The following is a 17,420-nucleotide window of genomic DNA, read 5'->3' as shown; positions in this document are numbered from 1 at the left end:
GAGAAAGCCCGTTCGGAACGACTTGGGGCTTCCTAAACAAAAAAATCGTTGCACAAATTGGAATACTCATTATACCAGATCACGAGTTGACGCCACGACAAAATCGTCGGCGAAAGGAGCAACGGCTGCTTATGAGCATTACGATCACCTACCGCATCGAGACGCCCGGCCATATCGAAGCGATGGCTGACAAGATCGCCAGCGATCAGTCGACGGGCACCTTCGTACCGGTTCCCGGCGAGACGGAAGAGCTGAAATCGCGGGTTGCGGCGCGAGTCCTGGGCATTCGGCGGCTGGAGGATGCAGAGCGGCCGACATGGCCTGAAGTTGCGGCCGGTCATGGTCCTCTTCATCGCGCCGATGTCGACATCGCCTTTCCGCTCGATGCGATCGGCACCGATCTTTCAGCCCTGATGACGATTGCGATCGGCGGCGTCTACTCGATCAAAGGTATGACGGGCATTCGTATCGTCGACATGAAGCTCCCGGGGGCTTTTTACGGCGTGCATCCGGGTCCGCAATTCGGCGTTGCCGGCAGCAAGTGCCTGACGGGCGTTGAAGGACGCCCCATAATCGGCACGATCGTCAAGCCGGCCCTTGGCCTTCGCCCAGCCGAGACCGCTGAACTGGTCGGCGAGCTCATCAGCTCCGGCGTCGATTTCATCAAGGACGATGAAAAGCTGATGAGCCCCGCCTATTCGCCGCTCAAGGAACGTGTCGAGGCGATCATGCCGCTGATCCTCGATCACGAACAGAAGACCGGGAAGAAGGTGATGTATGCCTTCGGCATTTCCCACGCCGATCCCGATGAGATGATGCGCAACCACGACCTCGTCCTGAAGGCCGGCGGCAACTGTGCCGTTATCAACATCAATTCTATCGGCTTTGGCGGCATGAGCTTCCTTCGCAAGCGCTCGGCATTGGTGCTGCACGCCCACCGCAACGGCTGGGACGTGCTGGCACGCCATCCCGGCGCCGGCATGGATTTCAAGGTCTATCAGCAGTTTTGGCGCCTGCTCGGTGTCGACCAGTTTCAGATCAACGGTATCCGCGTCAAATATTGGGAACCGGACGAAAGCTTCGTCGAGTCCTTCAAGGCCGTCAGCACGCCGCTGTTCGATCCATCCGATTGCCCGCTTCCCGTTGCCGGCTCGGGTCAATGGGGCGGCCAGGCGCCCGAGACCTACCGGCGGACCGGGCGCACTACCGATTTGCTCTATCTCTGCGGCGGCGGCATCGTCAGCCACCCTTTCGGACCAGCCGCTGGCGTCTGTGCGATCCAACAGGCGTGGCAAGCCGCGGTCGCGGATATCGAGCTCGAAGACTATGCCAAGGACCATCCGGAGCTCGCCGCCTCGATCGCAAAATTCAGTGAGGGCAAGGGCGCATGATGGCGACGGGCAATCTTCTGATCAGCTATTACGGCGACGATTTCACCGGCTCCACCGATGTCATGGAGGCTCTCGCTTCGAACGGTGTTCCGACGGTGCTTTTTCTCGGGATCCCCGATGGCGCGCTGCTGGAGCGTTTTAGCCAATGCCGCGCCATCGGCATCGCCGGCACCAGCCGCAGCGAGACCCCGGAGTGGATGCAGCACCATCTCGTTCCGGTATTGCAATGGCTTAAAGGGCTCAAAGCGAGGATATGCCACTACAAGGTCTGCTCCACCTTCGATTCCAGTCCGTCGATCGGCAATATCGGCAAGGCGATCGAAATCGGCAGGGAGCTTTTTGCGCAATCCTCCGTGCCGGTCGTCGTCGGTGCGCCGCAGCTCAAACGCTACACGGCTTTCGGGCACCTCTTCGCGGCCTATCAAGGCCAGGTCTATCGCATCGACCGCCATCCGGTGATGAGCCGCCATCCGGTCACGCCCATGGACGAAGCCGATCTGGTGCTGCATCTCGGCAAACAGACCTCCCTCCCCGTGAACCTCATTGATCTCGTGACCCTGACGGCCACGGATGCGGACGATCGGGTCGACGAACGCGCCGCCGCAACGGCCGGAATCATGCTGATCGATGTCGACAGCGCCGAAACGCAGGCTGCTGCGGGAAGTCAGCTTTGGCGGCGCGCAGCAAAAGACGGCCCCTTCGTCGCTGGCTCCTCCGGCGTCGAATACGCGCTTCTGAATGCCTGGCGCCGTGAAGGCCTGATTGGCGAGCGCCGCGATTTTGCCCCGCCGGGAAAGGTCGAACGCCTCGCCGTCGTCTCGGGCAGCGTCTCGCCGACGACGGAACGGCAGATACGTCACGCAATGACGGATGGTTTCGACGGCATCGACCTCGATCCCCTGGCGCTTGTCGGCGAAAGCGCTGACCGGGCGATCGACGATGCCGTCGATGCCGGCATTGCCAGCCTGAAGACGGGCCGCAGCGTCATCCTGCACACGGCGCTTGGCCCCTCCGCCGATCGTGGCAGCGCGATCGACCGTGTTCCCGGCGCCCGGCATCGGCTCGGACAAGCTCTTGGCATCATCCTGCGTCGCCTTGTCGAAAGTGAAAAGCTCAGCCGTGCGGTCATCGCCGGCGGCGACACATCGAGCCATGCGCTGAAGGAATTGCGCGTCGAAGCACTGACGACCCTACTGCCTCTCCCCCAGACGCCGGGATCGCCGCTTTGCGTGGCCCATGGCAATTACGACCCAACCAATGGGCTGCAGACCGCGTTGAAAGGCGGGCAGGTCGGAGCCGACGGCTATTTCCCGCAGATCCGCGACGGAAGAAGCGCTTAGAAAAATGAGTTTTATGCACCTCAGATAATGGTGTGCTTATTGACTCATTATACCACTTGCGATACCACAATTTGAAATGGACGAGGAAGAAAACATGACTGCAATAGCTCTTTTCGGCGCCGGCGGGAAAATGGGATACCGGCTCGCCAAAAATCTCAAAGGTTCGCGCTTCGATGTTCGTCACGTCGAGGTGAGCGATGCAGGCAAGGCGCGCCTGAAGAACGATCTCGGCCTGTCATGCGTGCCTGTCGACGAAGCCCTTAATGGCGCCGAAGTCGTCATTCTGGCCGTTCCGGACACGGCCATCGGCAAAGTCGCCGCCGGGATCGTCGATAAGCTGAAGCCCGGGACGATGGTGGTCGCGCTCGACGCCGCAGCACCTTTCGCCGGCCACCTGCCGAAACGCGATGACCTCACCTATTTCGTCACCCATCCCTGCCACCCTCCGATCTTCAACGACGAAACCGATATGCAGGCGAAGAACGACCATTTCGGTGGCCTGTTCGCCAAGCAACATATCGTGTCCGCGCTGATGCAGGGACCGGAAGCTGCCTATGCGCTCGGGGAGGAGATCGCCAAGCTCATCTGGGCGCCGGTCATGCGCTCGCATCGGGTCACCGTCGAGCAGATGGCGATGCTCGAACCGGGGCTCTCGGAAACCGTCTGCGCATCGCTGCTCGTTGTTATGCGGCAGGCCATGGACGAGTGCGTGGCGCGCGGCGTGCCGGAACAGGCCGCTCGCGATTTCCTGCTCGGCCACATGAACGTCCTCGGCGCCGTGATCTTCAACCAGGTCGAAGGCGTGTTTTCGGATGCCTGCAACAAGGCGATCGAATTCGGCATCCCGGCTCTGATGCGCGACGACTGGAAGAAAGTCTTCGAGCCCCAGGAGATCGCAGAAAGCATCCGCCGCATCACCTGACCAAAATCCCGGGAGGGCTGGCCCCTCCCTTCTTAGCCCTACCGGGAATAGGGCCTTTTCATAATTGGGAGGAAAGCATGAAACTGACACGCAGACTGACTCTTGCCGCCTTTGCCGGCGCCCTTGCATTGGGCACCGCAATGCCTGCCTTTTCGGCAGATCTGATCGCCATCATCACGCCCGCGCACGACAATCCGTTCTTCAAGGCCGAAGCCGTCGGCGCCGAAGCCAAGGCGAAGGATTTGGGCTACGAGACCCTCGTCATGACGCATGACGATGATGCCAACAAACAGTCGGAAGTGATCGACACGGCGATCGGCCGCGGCGCCAAGGCCATCATCCTCGACAATGCCGGTGCCGACGCGACGGTAGCCGCGGTCAAGAAGGCCAAGGATGCCGGCATCCCCTCCTTCCTCATCGACCGCGAAATCAATGCGACCGGTGTCGCCGCCGCCCAGATCGTCTCCAACAACTATCAGGGCGCACAACTCGGCGCGCAGGAATTCGTCAAGCAGATGGGCGAAAAGGGCAATTATGTCGAGCTGGTGGGCAAGGAGTCCGACACCAATGCCGGCATCCGCTCGCAGGGCTATCACGACGTCATCGATGACTATCCGGACCTGAAGCTGGTCGCCAAGCAATCGGCGAACTGGAGCCAGACCGAAGCCTATGCGAAGATGGAAACCATCCTGCAGGCGAACCCCGACATCAAGGGCGTGATTTCGGGCAACGACACCATGGCGATGGGCGCGATCGCAGCGCTTCAGGCTGCCGGCCGCAAGGATGTGATCGTCGTCGGCTTCGATGGCTCCAACGACGTGCGCGACTCGATCAAGGCCGGCGGCATCAAGGCAACCGTGCTGCAGCCCGCCTATGCCCAGGCTCAGATGGCGGTTCAGCAGGCCGATGCGTACATCAAGAACAAGACGACCCCGAAGGAAGAGAAGCAGCTCATGGATTGCGTTCTCATCACGGCGGGGAATGCGGACAAGCTTGAGACCTTCGCACTGAAAAATTAACGGCGGACCGAGCACTGCGGAGGGCGTGGCAAAGCCGCGCTCTCCTGACGTTTTCTGTGAGATGAGGTGCATTGCATGTTGAGGATCAGAGGCGCTGTTGTGGCCCTCATGTTGGCCGCAGCACTGCCCGGCTGTAAGATCATCAAGACGCCGACGGCCGAGGAGAAGGCGGCGCAGGCGGCAAAGAGCGCCTTCGATCCTGCCGCCAAGGTCGACGCGATCTGGCAATCGCAGGCGATACCCGACCTTGAAAAGCGTGCCGGCGATCTGAAGACAGTGATGCAGGCTGCGGCATCGAACCCGGACGAAGCCGGTATAAAATACGGCAATCCGCGCAAACAGAGCACCTCGCCCTGGACCTATGCCGTGAAGCTCAAGGGCAAGATCGTCGCCGTCGACACCGCATCCCGTGCCGCAACGCTCGACGTCGATGTCGACGGCGATGGCAAGGCCGATGCAAAGGTTCAGATCGGCCCGGCAATCCGCGGCACGGCGCTGCGCGACGCTTTGGACTTCGTGGACTTCAACGAATTCAAGAACCAGATCGAATGGGCACAATTCGGCAAGGCGTTCAATGAGAAGGTGAACACGTCCTTTCTCGCCGCTCTGCCGAAGGATGGCCTGACCGGAAAGACAGTCGATGTAACCGGCGCGTTTCCGCTGCCCACATCCGGCCAGCTTCCCCTGATTACTCCATCGGCGCTGACCTTGGGACAAGGATCATGAGCGATACGACCCAGGAAGACATCATCCTTCGTCTCGAGGACGTGTCCAAGGTTTATTCGGGCATCGTCGCGGTCAAACGCGCAAACCTCGAACTACGGCGCGGCGCGGTCAATGTGCTGGTCGGGGAAAATGGCGCCGGCAAATCGACGCTGATGAAGATCATCGCAGGCGTCGAGCGTCCGACCGCCGGCCGTATCCTGCTGGAGGGCGAAGCGGTTCATTTCGACAGCCCGGCCGACGCGCAGGCGCGCGGCATCGGCATGATTTTCCAGGAGCTTAATCTCTTCGCCAACATGACGGTCGCCGAAAACATTTTTGCGACACGCGAAATCACGCGTGGCGTTTTCGGCATCGACCACAAGGCGCAGATCGCCAAGGCCAATGAATTTCTGACGAAGCTGGATGCGGGCATCAGCGCCGAAACCATGGTGGAGGATCTGCCGATCGGGCAGCAGCAGCTTGTCGAAATCGCCAAGGCCATTTCGCTCAATGCCCGCATCCTGATCATGGACGAGCCGACCTCGGCGCTTTCAGCCGCGGAAGTCGACATCCTTTTCAAGGTGATCGCCGAACTGAAGGCGCAGGGCGTCGCGATCGTCTATATCTCCCACCGGCTGGAAGAGCTGATGCGGATCGGCGATTACATCACCGTGCTGCGCGACGGGCAGATCACCGGCCAGGCGACGGTTCGCGACATCGATACGAAATGGATCGTCCGGTCGATGATCGGATCGGATGCCAAGGATTTTGCCCGGGATGGCGGCCATGCGATCGGCAAGGAAGCCTTTCGTGCGGAAGACATCAGCCTGCCTCGGCCGACCGGCGGCCTCGCCGTCGACCATGTCTCGCTCTCCGTCCGCGCCGGCGAAATCCTCGGCATCTACGGGCTGATGGGCGCCGGCCGCAGTGAGTTTTTCGAATGCGTCATGGGCCGGCACATGCATTCAACCGGCAAGATCTTCATCGACGGCATCGAGGTCCGCGAGCGCGACACGACCCACCGAATCCGGCGCGGCCTGGCGCTGATCCCGGAAGATCGGCAGCGCGAGGGTCTGGTGCAGGTGCTCTCGATCGCCAGCAACCTGACGCTTGCGAGCCTCGGCCGCTTCGCGCGTTTCTTTTTTCATATCGATGCCGGTGCCGAAAAGCGCGCCATTCGCGACATGATCCGGGATCTCTCGATCAAGGCACCCAATCCCGATTTCGAGGTGACGTCGATGTCGGGCGGCAACCAGCAGAAGGTCGTCATCGGCAAGGCGCTGATGACGGACCCCAAAGTTCTGCTGATGGACGAGCCGAGCCGGGGCATCGACGTCGGCGCCAAGGCCGATGTCTTCCGCACCATGCGCAAGCTCGCCGGCAAGGGTCTCGCAATCCTGTTTTCGACTTCGGACCTTGAAGAGGTCATGGCGCTCTCCGATCGGATCGCTGTCTTGAGCAACGGCCAGTTGGTCGCCGTCTTCGACAGAAAGGAAGCGACGGAGGAGGCCATCGTCGCAGCGTCGGCCAAGGGACACGGACATACAAGGAAACTCGCGTCATGACCGCGAATACATCGTCTTCTTTTGCGGCCAAGCGGTCGAACGGCTCTATCCTCCTGACGTTGATGAAACTCAGGACCTTCATCGCCCTCTTTGCCGTGATCATCTTCTTCGCCATCTTCGCGCCGAACTTCACCTCGACGGCGAACATGATCCTGATGTCGAAACACGTCGCGCTCAACGCCTTCCTGGCGATGGGCATGACCTTCGTCATCATCACCGGCGGCATCGACCTGTCGGTCGGTTCGATCGTCGGCCTGTGCGGCATGGTCACCGGCGCCTTGATCCTCAATGGCGTCGAATTGCCGATCGGATACACCGTCTACTTCAACCTCTATGAGATCGTGATGATCACCCTCGCAGTCAGCCTCGTCATCGGGCTGATCAACGGATTGCTCATCACCAAACTCAACGTTGCGCCCTTCATCGCGACGCTTGGCACGCTCTACATCGCGCGCGGCATGGCATTGCTGTCTTCGGATGGCCAGACCTTTCCGAACCTCGTCGGCAGGCCGGAGTTCGACACGACCGGCTTTGATGTCTTCGGTGCCGGAAGGCTGCTCGGCCTTCCGGTTTCCATCTGGATCCTCATCGTTCTGGCGCTGCTCGCCGCCTATGTCGCCCGCTCGACACCGATCGGCCGGCATATCTTTGCCGTCGGCGGCAACGAGCGCGCAGCGCGCATGTCGGGCATTCGCGTCGATCTGGTGAAAATCGTCGTCTACATGTTCTCCGGATTGTGCGCTGCCATTGTCGGCATCGTCATTTCGTCGGAGCTGATGGCGGCGCATCCGGCGACCGGCGAGAGCTTCGAGCTCAACGCCATCGCCGCGGCCGTCCTCGGCGGCACCTCCATGTCCGGCGGACGCGGCACGATCGGGGGCACGATCATCGGCGCTTTCGTCATCGGCATCCTGTCCGACGGATTGGTGATGATGGGCGTTTCGTCCTTCTGGCAGATGGTCATCAAAGGGCTGGTCATCATCATCGCCGTTGTCGTCGATCAGGCGCAGCGCCGTCTCCAGCAGCGCGTGACACTCATGCAAATGGCAAAGGCAGGTTGAGATATGACGGAACTCAAGGGTGCGCTCATCGGCTGTGGCTTCTTCGCGATAAACCAGATGCATGCGTGGAGGGACGTCAAAGGCGCGGAGATCGTCGCGATCTGCGATCGTGATCCGGAGCGGCTGAAGATCGTCGGCGACCAATTCGGCATCGAGCGCCGTTACAGCGATGCGGCGGCTCTCTTCGCCGATGGTGGTTTCGATTTCGTCGATATCGCGACAACGGTGCAGAGCCACCGCGCGCTGGTGGAAATGGCAGCGACCCACAAAATCCCGGCCATCTGCCAAAAGCCTTTTGCGAAGACGTTGAGCGACGCCAAAGCTATGGTCAAGGCTTGCGCCGACGCCGCGATCCCCCTGATGGTTCACGAGAATTTCCGCTGGCAGACGCCAATTCAGGCCGTGAAGTCCGTCCTTCAATCAGGCGCGATCGGCGAGCCGTTCTGGGGCCGCTTTTCCTTCCGCTCCGGCTACGATGTCTTTTCCGGCCAACCCTACCTTGCCGAAGGCGAGCGCTTCATCATCGAAGATCTCGGTATCCACACGCTCGATATCGCACGCTTCATCCTTGGCGATGTCACGACGCTCACCGCGCGCACCAAACGGGTCAATCCGAAGATCAAGGGCGAGGACGTCGCGACCATCATGCTCGATCATCAAAATGGCGCGACGTCGATCGTCGACGTCAGCTATGCGACCAAGCTCGGGACAGAGCCCTTTCCCGAAACGCTGATCGAGATCGACGGAACGCTGGGAACGATCCGGCTCTCGCAGGGCTATCGTCTCGAGGTCAACAACGCAGACGGCACCACCGTTTCGGACGCCTCGCCCAAGCTTCTCTCCTGGGCCTCCCGCCCATGGCACAACATCCAGGAGAGTGTTCTCGCCATTCAACAGCACTGGACAGACCGTCTTGCATCAAGCGGCGAAACGTCCACGTCAGGGGCTGATAATCTGAAGACCTTCGCGCTTGTCGATGCAGCCTATGACAGTGCCGCTCATGGGAGGACCGTCGATATTGGGGCCATGCTGCGATGACCGCTGAAATCGACCCTTTTCAACTTTACGGCACGCGCGAAACCGAAGTACTGCCACAACGGCTGACAGCCGGCAGGCTCGCCGTCGACTTCAAGGACGGCAATCTCCGCACGATCACCTACGACGGAACCGAAGTGCTGCGCGCCGTATCTTACCTCGTGCGCGACCGCGATTGGGGCACTTACGCCCCGCGAATATCGGACTTGAAGATCGATCAGGGTGATGACGGATTTTCGGTAGGTTACCTCGCGCGTTGCGCCGGCCCGGACGATACGGATCTTGAAATTCGCGTGCATATCTCCGCCAAGACCGGAGGTGCTGTAATCTTCGAAGCGGAAGCCACGTCCCAAACCGGCTTCGAGACGAACCGTTGCGGCTTCTGCATTCTCCATCCGATTGTCGGCGTTGCCGGGACAGCGGTCTCGGTGGAGCATGTCGACGGTCGTCGCGAGGATACGCGCTTTCCCGATCTCATCGAGCCCTGGCAGCCCTTCAAGGATATGCGTGCGATCACGCATACCGTCCTGCCGGAGGTCACGGCGGAATGCCGCATGGAAGGCGATACTTTCGAGATGGAAGACCAACGCAATTGGTCGGATGCCTCCTACAAGACCTATGTCCGCCCCCTTGCCCTCCCCTGGCCCTATCGAATTCCCGCCGGCCAACCCGTCAGCCAGCGCATTGTCCTGAGTTTCACTGACAAGCGGCAAACGCCGAGTGCCCCTGCATCCGTCCGGCCTGATGGCCGCGCAGTCACGATCACGGGGGGAAGCAAGCGCGGCATGATGCCGTCGATCGGGCTGGTGATCACGCCGGAAGAGGCGAAGGCGACGCTTGAGGCCCCCGGCATCCTGGCGGAGATCGGGCCGCAGGAGTTGCTCTTTCATTTCGATCCGAATGCCGGTCATAACGCTATGGCCTTCGAAGCGTTCGGTGCCATCGCGAGGCTTCACGCCGGCACATCGACCCTCGAAATCGCATTGCCGTGCAAACGGTCGCCGCTTGCCGAGGCGCACGAGATCGCAACCTGGATGCAGGCGGCCGGTTTCAAACCGGATGCGGTGGTCATATCCCCTTCGGTGGACAGACAATCGACGCCGCCGGGCAGTCAATGGCCGGCATGCCCGCCGCTTGAAGAGGTCTATGCGGCGGCACGTTCCGCCTTTCCCGGTGTCCGGCTTGGCGGCGGCATGCTCAGCTATTTCACCGAACTCAACCGCAAGCGTGTTCCCTCCGAACCGCTTGATTTCATCACCCATTGCACGAACCCGATCGTCCATGCGGCCGATGATCTCAGCGTCATGCAGACGCTGGAGGCGCTGCCGTTCATCACGCGCTCGGTCCGCGCCATCTACGGCGACAAGCCCTATCGCATCGGCCCCTCCACCATCCCGATGCGCCAGAACCCCTATGGCAGCCGGACGATGGACAATCCCGCCGGCAGCTGCATTCCGATGGCAAACAGGGACCCCCGGCATAATAGCCGCTTCGCGGAAGCCTTCGCACTTGGCTATGCCGTTGAAGTGCTCGATGCCGGATTGGAATGCCTGACGCTTTCGGCGCTGACGGGGCCGTTCGGCGTGATCGCCGGCAAGGACGAGCCGTCTCCAGCGGGCGGCAAGCGCCCGATCTTCAACACGGTCGCGAGGCTCGCCCGGCTTGCTGGCAGTCAATGGCGGGAATGCATCTCATCCGATCCGACTGCCGTCCTTTCTTTCGTCGCGGCGCCTGCCGATGGAGCACCGCAAATGCTGCTGGTGAACATCACGGCCACAGCACAACAGGTCGAACTTGGCTCCTTCCACCTCGCCGAGAAGCGCGAGAGTGGCAGCCTGACGCTGCAACCTTTTGCCGTCCGTTCGATCGTGTTGAAGGATTGACCTGACAGTCGAGAAGGGCAACTTAGTCTTCCGAAACGAGATGACTGGGAGGACTCACGTGAAGACGAAGAAGCTTATCAATGACGGTGCCGCCGCTGTAGACGAGATGCTGGCGGGCGTTCTGGCGGCTCATCCCCGTCACCTGCGCGCCGTCGAGGGATCGCCGCGCTCCATCGTCGCAAATGAGGGGCCAAGGCCCGGCAAAGTCGGCCTGGTTATCGGCGGTGGTTCGGGGCACGAGCCGACCTTCCTGGGTTATGTCGGCAAAGGACTCGCCGATGCGGCAGCCATCGGCAACGTCTTTGCCTCTCCGCCACCGGATCCGATCATTGAATGCACCAAAGCCGTTAATGGCGGCGCCGGCGTGCTGTTCATGTATGGCAATTATGCCGGCGATGTCATGAATTTCGATATGGCGGCCGAGATGCTCGCCATGGATGACATCGAGGTCCGCACCGTGCTGACGACGGACGACGTCGCCTCCGCGCCCGTCGATCAGAAGGAGCGCCGTCGCGGCGTTGCCGGCAACGTCTTCATCTTCAAGGCCGCGGGCGCGGCCTGTGATCTCATGTACGGCTTTGACGATGTCGAACGTATCGCGCGCTTCGCCAACGAGCGCACTTACACAATGGGCGTCGCGCTTGCGCCCTGCTCCCTGCCGCAGACACGGAAGCCGAACTTCGAGATAGGCCCCGACGAGATGGAGATCGGCATGGGCATCCACGGCGAGCCGGGCGTCGCCCGCGGACCGATGCGATCGGCAGATGAGGTGACGAGCGAGCTGGTTGGCAAGATCCTCGACGAGATGAAGCCGGCGCGTGGCGATCGGGTCGCCGTGCTCGTCAACTCATTGGGTTCGACGCCGCTCATGGAGCTCTACATCATGATGCGCAAACTCAAGGCGATGCTCGACGATGCAGGCCTCGTCATTCACCTGTCGCTGGTCGGCAATTACTGCACCTCGCTGGAGATGGCCGGTGCCTCGATCACGCTGATGCATCTGGACGACGAACTGCAGCGGCTGATCGATCATCCCTGCGATTGCGCCATGTTCCGCTCCGGCGAGGCTTTGCAATGACGACGGTTGCAACAGAAGACTTGAAGGGCCTTTTCGTGCGGATCGCCGAGGCGATGGCACGCGAGAAGGATCGCCTCTGCGAGCTGGATGGCGTGATCGGCGATGCCGATCATGGCATAGCCATGGAACTCGGCTTTGCCGCCGCCGCCAAAGCGGTTTCAGAGCTGGATTCGACGACTGCCGATCCGACGCTGGTCTTCAACACGGCAGCGAAATCCTTCCTCAATGCCGTGGGAGCCTCTTCCGGCCCGCTCTATGCGACAGCCCTGATGCGTGCGGGCGCAGTCGCCAAGGGGAAACCATCGCTGAACGACGACGATATGGTCGAACTATTTGCGGCCTTTGCCAAGGGCATTCAGGACCGTGGCAAGGCGGAGGTCGGCGAAAAGACGATGGTCGATGCCTGGGCACCGGCTGCCGCGGCCTGCCGAGCCGCCCGGGATCACGGCTCATCGCTTGCCGAATGTTTCGCTGCCGGCCTCAAGGCTGGTGAGGCGGGAGCCGAAGCGACGAAGGGCATGATCGCGGCAAAAGGCAGGTCATCGCGTCTTGGCGAGCGGGCTCTGGGACACATGGATCCAGGAGCGGCTTCGGCTGTGGTGATCCTATCCTGCGTCAAGGATCATTTCACATCAGAGTAATGATGACCTCATCATACCAGTTGACATGTTGATAACGATTTGCCAAAACCACCTCAGCTTTGTTCAGAGGAGGACGGGAGATGGCTATCAACTCCAAATATGCGCGTTGGTTCGGTGCCGTTGCGATTGCTGCGGCAGCTTTTTCGGCGACCAATGTCGCCGCGGAAGACCTGACACTATGGACGCTTAACTTCGACAACGGCGCAGCAAACGGTGCCCTCAAGAAGGTGGCGACTGATTTCGAGGCGGCCAATCCCGGCACTCATATCGAAATCGTCCAACGCGGCGTCGATGAACACAAGACCGCGCTTCGCGTGGCCGCAGGCTCCAGCAAGGGCCCCGATATTTACTTTAGCTGGGCTGGGCTTGGTCTCGGCGGCGAATATGTGAAGGCGGGCCTCTCGCTGCCGCTCGACAAATACTACACGCAGTACAAGTGGGACGATGAACTGCTTCCGTCTGCAGCCGCCTTTGCCGATCTCTATCCCGGCGGCAAGCATGGCGTGCCCTTCACCTTCAAGGGCGAGGCGATCTATTACAACAAGAAGCTCTTCCAGAAGGCCGGCATCACCGAGGAGCCGAAGACCTATGAGGAACTGCTGGCGGCAGCCGACAAGCTCAAGGCGGCTGGAATTCCGGCCTTCACCTTCGGCGGCTCGGTCAACTGGCACGTCATGCGCCTGATGGACGTGCTGCTCGAGACCAAATGCGGCGCCGACAAGCACGATGCGCTGATGGCCATGAAGGCCGACTGGACCAAGGAGCCCTGCGCAACCGATGCCTTCACCGAGTTTGCCAAGTGGACAAAGGACTACACGCTGAAGCCCTTCATGGGCATCAGCAACCAGCAGTCCTATACGCTGTTCGTCGCCGGCCGCGCCGCGATGATGCTCGAAGGCGACTGGCTGGTCAGCCAGTTGAGCGGAAGCAAGGTCAACCTCGACGATTACGGCGTCGTGCCGTTCCCGACGAACACCAACCGTCTCTATGGCTTTGCCGAGTACAATTACGTCAGCACCAAGAGCAAGAATCCGGATCTTGCCGCCAAATTCCTCGACTATTTCCTGTCGACCAAGGTGCAGCAGGATCTCGTCGGGCAGATCAGCTCGATCTCGGTCAACAAGAATGTCCAGTACACCGACCAGAAGCCGCTTGAGGCGAAATGGCTGGATATCTTCAAGACCTACAGCAAGGTCTACATGAATGGCGACCAGGCCTTCCCGCTTGACGTCACCACCGAATACTTCCGGGTGATCAACGACGTTGCTGCCGGCAATATCCAGCCGGCCGATGCTGCCAAGCAGTTGCAGACCTTCATCGCGGGTCGCACCTGATCTCTCGAGGGAGGCCGCCGCTTCGATTGCCAATCGCAGTGGACGGCTTCCCTCACTTTATGCCCACGCGTCAGTTGCCGCCGGGAGCAATCAGAATGTCATTCCGCAATCGAACACATGACCCGCGCGTTCAGGCAGCGATCCTGCTCGCCCCGGCCATGCTGATCTACGCGATTTTCGCGCTTTATCCGATGCTGAACGTGGTGGTGCTGAGCTTTCAGAAATGGAATGGCCTCGATCCCCAACGCCCGTTCGTCGGCCTGGCGAACTATCAATATATCTTCACGCAGGATCCCGTCTTCTGGGTCGCCTTCCGCAACACGGTGATCTGGACGATCATGTGTGTGATTTTCCCGCCGATGATCGGCCTGCTGCTAGCGCTGAGCCTCAATCAGAAGCTTTTCGCCCGCAATACCTTCCGCGCCATTTTCTATCTGCCGGTCATCATCGCCCCGATCGCGGTCGCGACTATGTGGAAGTGGATGTACGATCCCTTCTTCGGCCTTTTCACCGAGATTCTGACGTCGATGGGGCTGCAGGACTGGATTCAGGATTGGCTCGGCAATAAGGACATCGCGCTCTATTCGGTCTTCATCGCCTATCTCTGGCAATCCGTCGGTTTCTCCATGGTTCTGTTTCTCGCAGGCCTGCAGAATGTCTCGCAGACACTGGTCGAGGCCGCCCGCATCGATGGTGCCGGGCGCTGGAACATCTTCCGATACGTTACCCTGCCTGCGCTGCGCACCACGCTCACGATCGTGCTGGTTCTATCGGTCATCTCATCGCTGAAGGCCTTCGACATCGTCTACGGCCTGACGGGCGGCGGGCCGGCACAATCCACGCAGATGCTGGCGCTCTGGGCCTTTACGCAGGCCATGCAGATCTTCGATTTCGGCCGTGGCGCTGCGATCTCCGTCGTCCTGCTGCTCATCACCATCGCCATCGTCATTCCCTACCTGCGATGGACGCAGAAGCATGAGGAGGCCGAACAATGACGGCAGCATCGGCATCATCCATGTCGGACGACTTCGAGACCGTCACCCCGGCAAAGCGCAAGCGGGATCCTGTCCTGATCGGCTTATGGATCGCGCTGCTCCTCGTCGCCGCGATCTGGCTTGCACCTTTCGTCTTCATCGTCTTCACGTCGCTGAAAACGCAGGCCGATGTGACGACGACGGGCGCCTTCGTGCCACCGCTCAATCCGGCTTTCGAGAACTATTCGAGCGCCTGGGGTCGCGGCAACTTCGCCAGCGCCTTCCTGAACAGCACCATCATCACCGTGATCAAGGTGCCGCTCGGGCTGATCCTGTCGGCCATGGCAGCCTATGCGCTCGCCAAGATCCGGCTGCGGTTCAGCAAGCTACTGCTGCTCCTCGTCGTCTTCGGCACGATGATCCCCTTCCAGGTCATGCTGGCGCCGCTGTTTACGCTGGTCAATTCGCTCGGCCTGATTGACACCTATCCCGGCGTCATCCTGCCCTATATCGCCTTCGGCGTGCCCTATCAGGTCTTCATCCTGCATGGCTTTTTCAGAGGCATTCCGAAGGAATTGTCGGAAGCTGCGTTGATCGATGGCGCAAGCCATTTCACCATCTTCCGCCGGATATTCCTGCCGGTCTGCGTGCCGGTGCTAGCGGCGCTGCTGATCCTGGATTTCGTTTCCACATGGAATGAATTCGCCATGGCGCTGGTGCTCCTGCAGGATCAGCATATGTGGACGCTGCCGCTCGGCCTTATGTCCTTCCAGGGCCAGTTTTCCAATGATTACGGGCAGCTCAATGCCGCGATCGTCATGACCGTGCTGCCGGCGACGCTCGTCTACCTCATCTTTCAGCGCTACTTCGTCTCCGGCCTCACCTCCGGCGCCGTCAAGGGCTGATCATCAACCCAACAGGCAAGTCTTTCGAGGAGAATATCATGTCCAATGCAACCGTCGAAAAATGGGGCGTCTTCGAGGCGGCTTTCAGCGGCCCCTCGGGCGGCAATCCCTATCTCGACGTGGCATTCGATGCCGTGTTCAGCCAGAATAGCCGCGACATCCGCGTGCCCGGCTTCTACGACGGCGACGGCGTCTATCGCGTTCGCTTCATGCCCGACAATGAAGGCGAATGGTCCTTCCGCACGCGCTCGGAGACGGCAGAGTTGAATGGCAAGACCGGTTCGTTTGTCGCGACCAAGCCGTCTGAAGGCAATCACGGCCCGGTGCATGTCCACAACAAGTTCCACTTCGCCTATGCCGATGGCAAGCCCTTCCTGTCGTTCGGCACGACCTGCTATGCCTGGACGCATCAGCCGCTGGAGATGCAGGCCCAGACGCTAGAAACGCTGAGGAAATCGCGCTTCAACAAGATCCGCATGGGCGTCTTCCCCAAGGACTATCCCTATAACGTCAATGAGCCTCTCTACGCCTGCTTTGAAAAGGGCGCAGACGGCAAAGAGGATTTCGACAGGCCTAACCCGGTCTTGTTCCAGCACTTTGAAAAGCAGGTGGCCGCGCTCTGCGATCTCGGCATCGAAGCCGATATCATCATGTTCCACCCCTATGATCGCTGGGGTTATGCCGACATGTCGGCCGAGCAGGATTTCCGCTACGTCGCCTATCTCGCGGCGCGTCTTTCGGCCTATCGCAATGTCTGGTGGGCGCTCGCCAACGAATATGATTTCCTCCTCGACACCAAGCCGCTGCAGCAGTGGGACCGCTATTTCCACATCCTTGAAGAGAACGATCCCTATGGCCATCTGAAGTCGATCCATAACGGCGAGCCGACGATGAACTTCGATCATCGCAAGCCATGGGTGACACATACCTGCATCCAGAACTGGGATGTGAAGCGCACGCAGGAATGGCGCGAGGCCTATGGCAAGCCGGTTGTCAACGACGAGCCGGAATATGAGGGCAACATCATCCAGTCCTGGGGTAACCTGACGGCACAGGAACTGGTGCATCGTTTCTGGATCACCGTGACACGCGGCGGCTATGCCGGCCACGGCGAAACCTATTCGCATCCCGAAGATCTGATCTGGTGGGCGAAGGGCGGCGAGCTGCGCGGCGAAGCATGGAAGCGCATCGGCTTCCTACGCGACCTGCTGGAGGGGGATGTCGTCAACGGACTCGAGCCGATGGCGTCTTTCGGTGAATGGCCCTGGACCCGCGTCTCGGGCGCGCGCGACGGCGATATCAGCTACATCTATCTCGGCGAACACCAGCCCGTCGTCTGGTCGACAGGCCTGCCCAAAGACGGCACCGACTACGATGTCGAGATTATCGACACCTGGGAGATGACAATCACCCCGGCCAAGAAAGTCGAAGCGCCCATCCCGCACCCCACCCGGCACGGCGCGATCGTGCGCGGTGGCAAGGCGGATGCGGCCTTTGGCGTCGAACTGCCGGGTAGGCCATACCAGGCCCTTCGCATCCGCAAGAAGAACTGATCGGGTCTACAGGA

15 protein-coding genes are annotated in these 17,420 nt (G+C 60.5%); all 15 read left to right on the top strand.

What is annotated here, in order from left to right:
- Nucleotides 1-131 precede the first annotated feature (131 nt).
- The 15 genes from oiaX (at nt 132) to GGD50_RS22510 (ending at nt 17,406) form a co-directional block, all read left to right on the top strand.
- Complete coding sequence (gene oiaX, locus GGD50_RS22580) at nt 132-1,391, top strand: 3-oxo-isoapionate-4-phosphate decarboxylase OiaX (protein WP_183939539.1); 1,260 nt, start codon at nt 132-134, stop codon at nt 1,389-1,391.
- On the top strand, nt 1,388-2,731 hold the full coding sequence (locus tag GGD50_RS22575) for a four-carbon acid sugar kinase family protein (RefSeq protein WP_183939537.1): 1,344 nt from the start codon (nt 1,388-1,390) through the stop codon (nt 2,729-2,731). Before oiaX ends, GGD50_RS22575 begins: the two co-directional genes overlap by 4 nt.
- 94 nt (nt 2,732-2,825) lie before the next feature.
- Complete coding sequence (locus tag GGD50_RS22570) at nt 2,826-3,653, top strand: phosphogluconate dehydrogenase C-terminal domain-containing protein (protein ID WP_183939534.1); 828 nt, start codon at nt 2,826-2,828, stop codon at nt 3,651-3,653.
- A 77-nt stretch (nt 3,654-3,730) separates the two neighbouring features.
- Nucleotides 3,731-4,672 (top strand): D-ribose ABC transporter substrate-binding protein, encoded by a 942-nt coding sequence (locus tag GGD50_RS22565; RefSeq protein WP_183939532.1) that lies wholly within the window; start codon nt 3,731-3,733, stop codon nt 4,670-4,672.
- 75 nt (nt 4,673-4,747) lie between these two features.
- Entirely contained in the window at nt 4,748-5,398 is a 651-nt protein-coding gene (locus GGD50_RS22560) for a DUF2291 family protein (protein ID WP_183939530.1), read from the top strand.
- On the top strand, nt 5,395-6,942 hold the full coding sequence (locus GGD50_RS22555) for a sugar ABC transporter ATP-binding protein (RefSeq protein ID WP_183939528.1): 1,548 nt from the start codon (nt 5,395-5,397) through the stop codon (nt 6,940-6,942). The genes GGD50_RS22560 and GGD50_RS22555 overlap by 4 nt, the downstream gene beginning before the upstream one ends.
- Nucleotides 6,939-8,003, top strand: coding sequence for an ABC transporter permease (locus GGD50_RS22550; RefSeq protein ID WP_183939526.1), 1,065 nt, complete (start codon nt 6,939-6,941; stop codon nt 8,001-8,003). Before GGD50_RS22555 ends, GGD50_RS22550 begins: the two co-directional genes overlap by 4 nt.
- A gap of 3 nt (nt 8,004-8,006) precedes the next feature.
- Nucleotides 8,007-9,041 carry a Gfo/Idh/MocA family protein gene (locus GGD50_RS22545; RefSeq protein WP_183939524.1) on the top strand — a complete coding sequence of 345 codons (1,035 nt, stop codon included), beginning with the start codon at nt 8,007-8,009 and terminating at the stop codon, nt 9,039-9,041.
- Nucleotides 9,038-10,921: a D-apionate lactonase gene (apnL, locus tag GGD50_RS22540; RefSeq protein ID WP_183939522.1), complete on the top strand. Its 1,884-nt coding sequence runs from the start codon at nt 9,038-9,040 to the stop codon at nt 10,919-10,921. Before GGD50_RS22545 ends, apnL begins: the two co-directional genes overlap by 4 nt.
- Before the next feature lie 58 nt (nt 10,922-10,979).
- Nucleotides 10,980-11,999: a dihydroxyacetone kinase subunit DhaK gene (locus GGD50_RS22535; protein WP_183939520.1), complete on the top strand. Its 1,020-nt coding sequence runs from the start codon at nt 10,980-10,982 to the stop codon at nt 11,997-11,999.
- Nucleotides 11,996-12,640 (top strand): dihydroxyacetone kinase subunit DhaL, encoded by a 645-nt coding sequence (gene dhaL, locus GGD50_RS22530; RefSeq protein WP_183939518.1) that lies wholly within the window; start codon nt 11,996-11,998, stop codon nt 12,638-12,640. Before GGD50_RS22535 ends, dhaL begins: the two co-directional genes overlap by 4 nt.
- A gap of 80 nt (nt 12,641-12,720) precedes the next feature.
- The gene (locus tag GGD50_RS22525; protein WP_183939516.1) at nt 12,721-13,974 is read left to right on the top strand and encodes an extracellular solute-binding protein; all 1,254 of its coding nucleotides are present in this window, start codon (nt 12,721-12,723) and stop codon (nt 13,972-13,974) included.
- A 95-nt stretch (nt 13,975-14,069) separates the two neighbouring features.
- Nucleotides 14,070-14,969: a carbohydrate ABC transporter permease gene (locus GGD50_RS22520; protein ID WP_183939514.1), complete on the top strand. Its 900-nt coding sequence runs from the start codon at nt 14,070-14,072 to the stop codon at nt 14,967-14,969.
- On the top strand, nt 14,966-15,853 hold the full coding sequence (locus GGD50_RS22515; protein ID WP_183939512.1) for a carbohydrate ABC transporter permease: 888 nt from the start codon (nt 14,966-14,968) through the stop codon (nt 15,851-15,853). Before GGD50_RS22520 ends, GGD50_RS22515 begins: the two co-directional genes overlap by 4 nt.
- Before the next feature lie 38 nt (nt 15,854-15,891).
- On the top strand, nt 15,892-17,406 hold the full coding sequence (locus tag GGD50_RS22510) for a DUF5060 domain-containing protein (RefSeq protein ID WP_183939510.1): 1,515 nt from the start codon (nt 15,892-15,894) through the stop codon (nt 17,404-17,406).
- Nucleotides 17,407-17,420: the final 14 nt, after the last annotated feature.

The organism is Martinezella paranaensis, assembly GCF_014200235.1.
GTDB classification, from domain to species: domain Bacteria; phylum Pseudomonadota; class Alphaproteobacteria; order Rhizobiales; family Rhizobiaceae; genus Rhizobium; species Rhizobium paranaense.
Note: the sequence above shows the minus strand (reverse complement) of the source record. Positions and strands in the feature narration are given on the sequence as shown.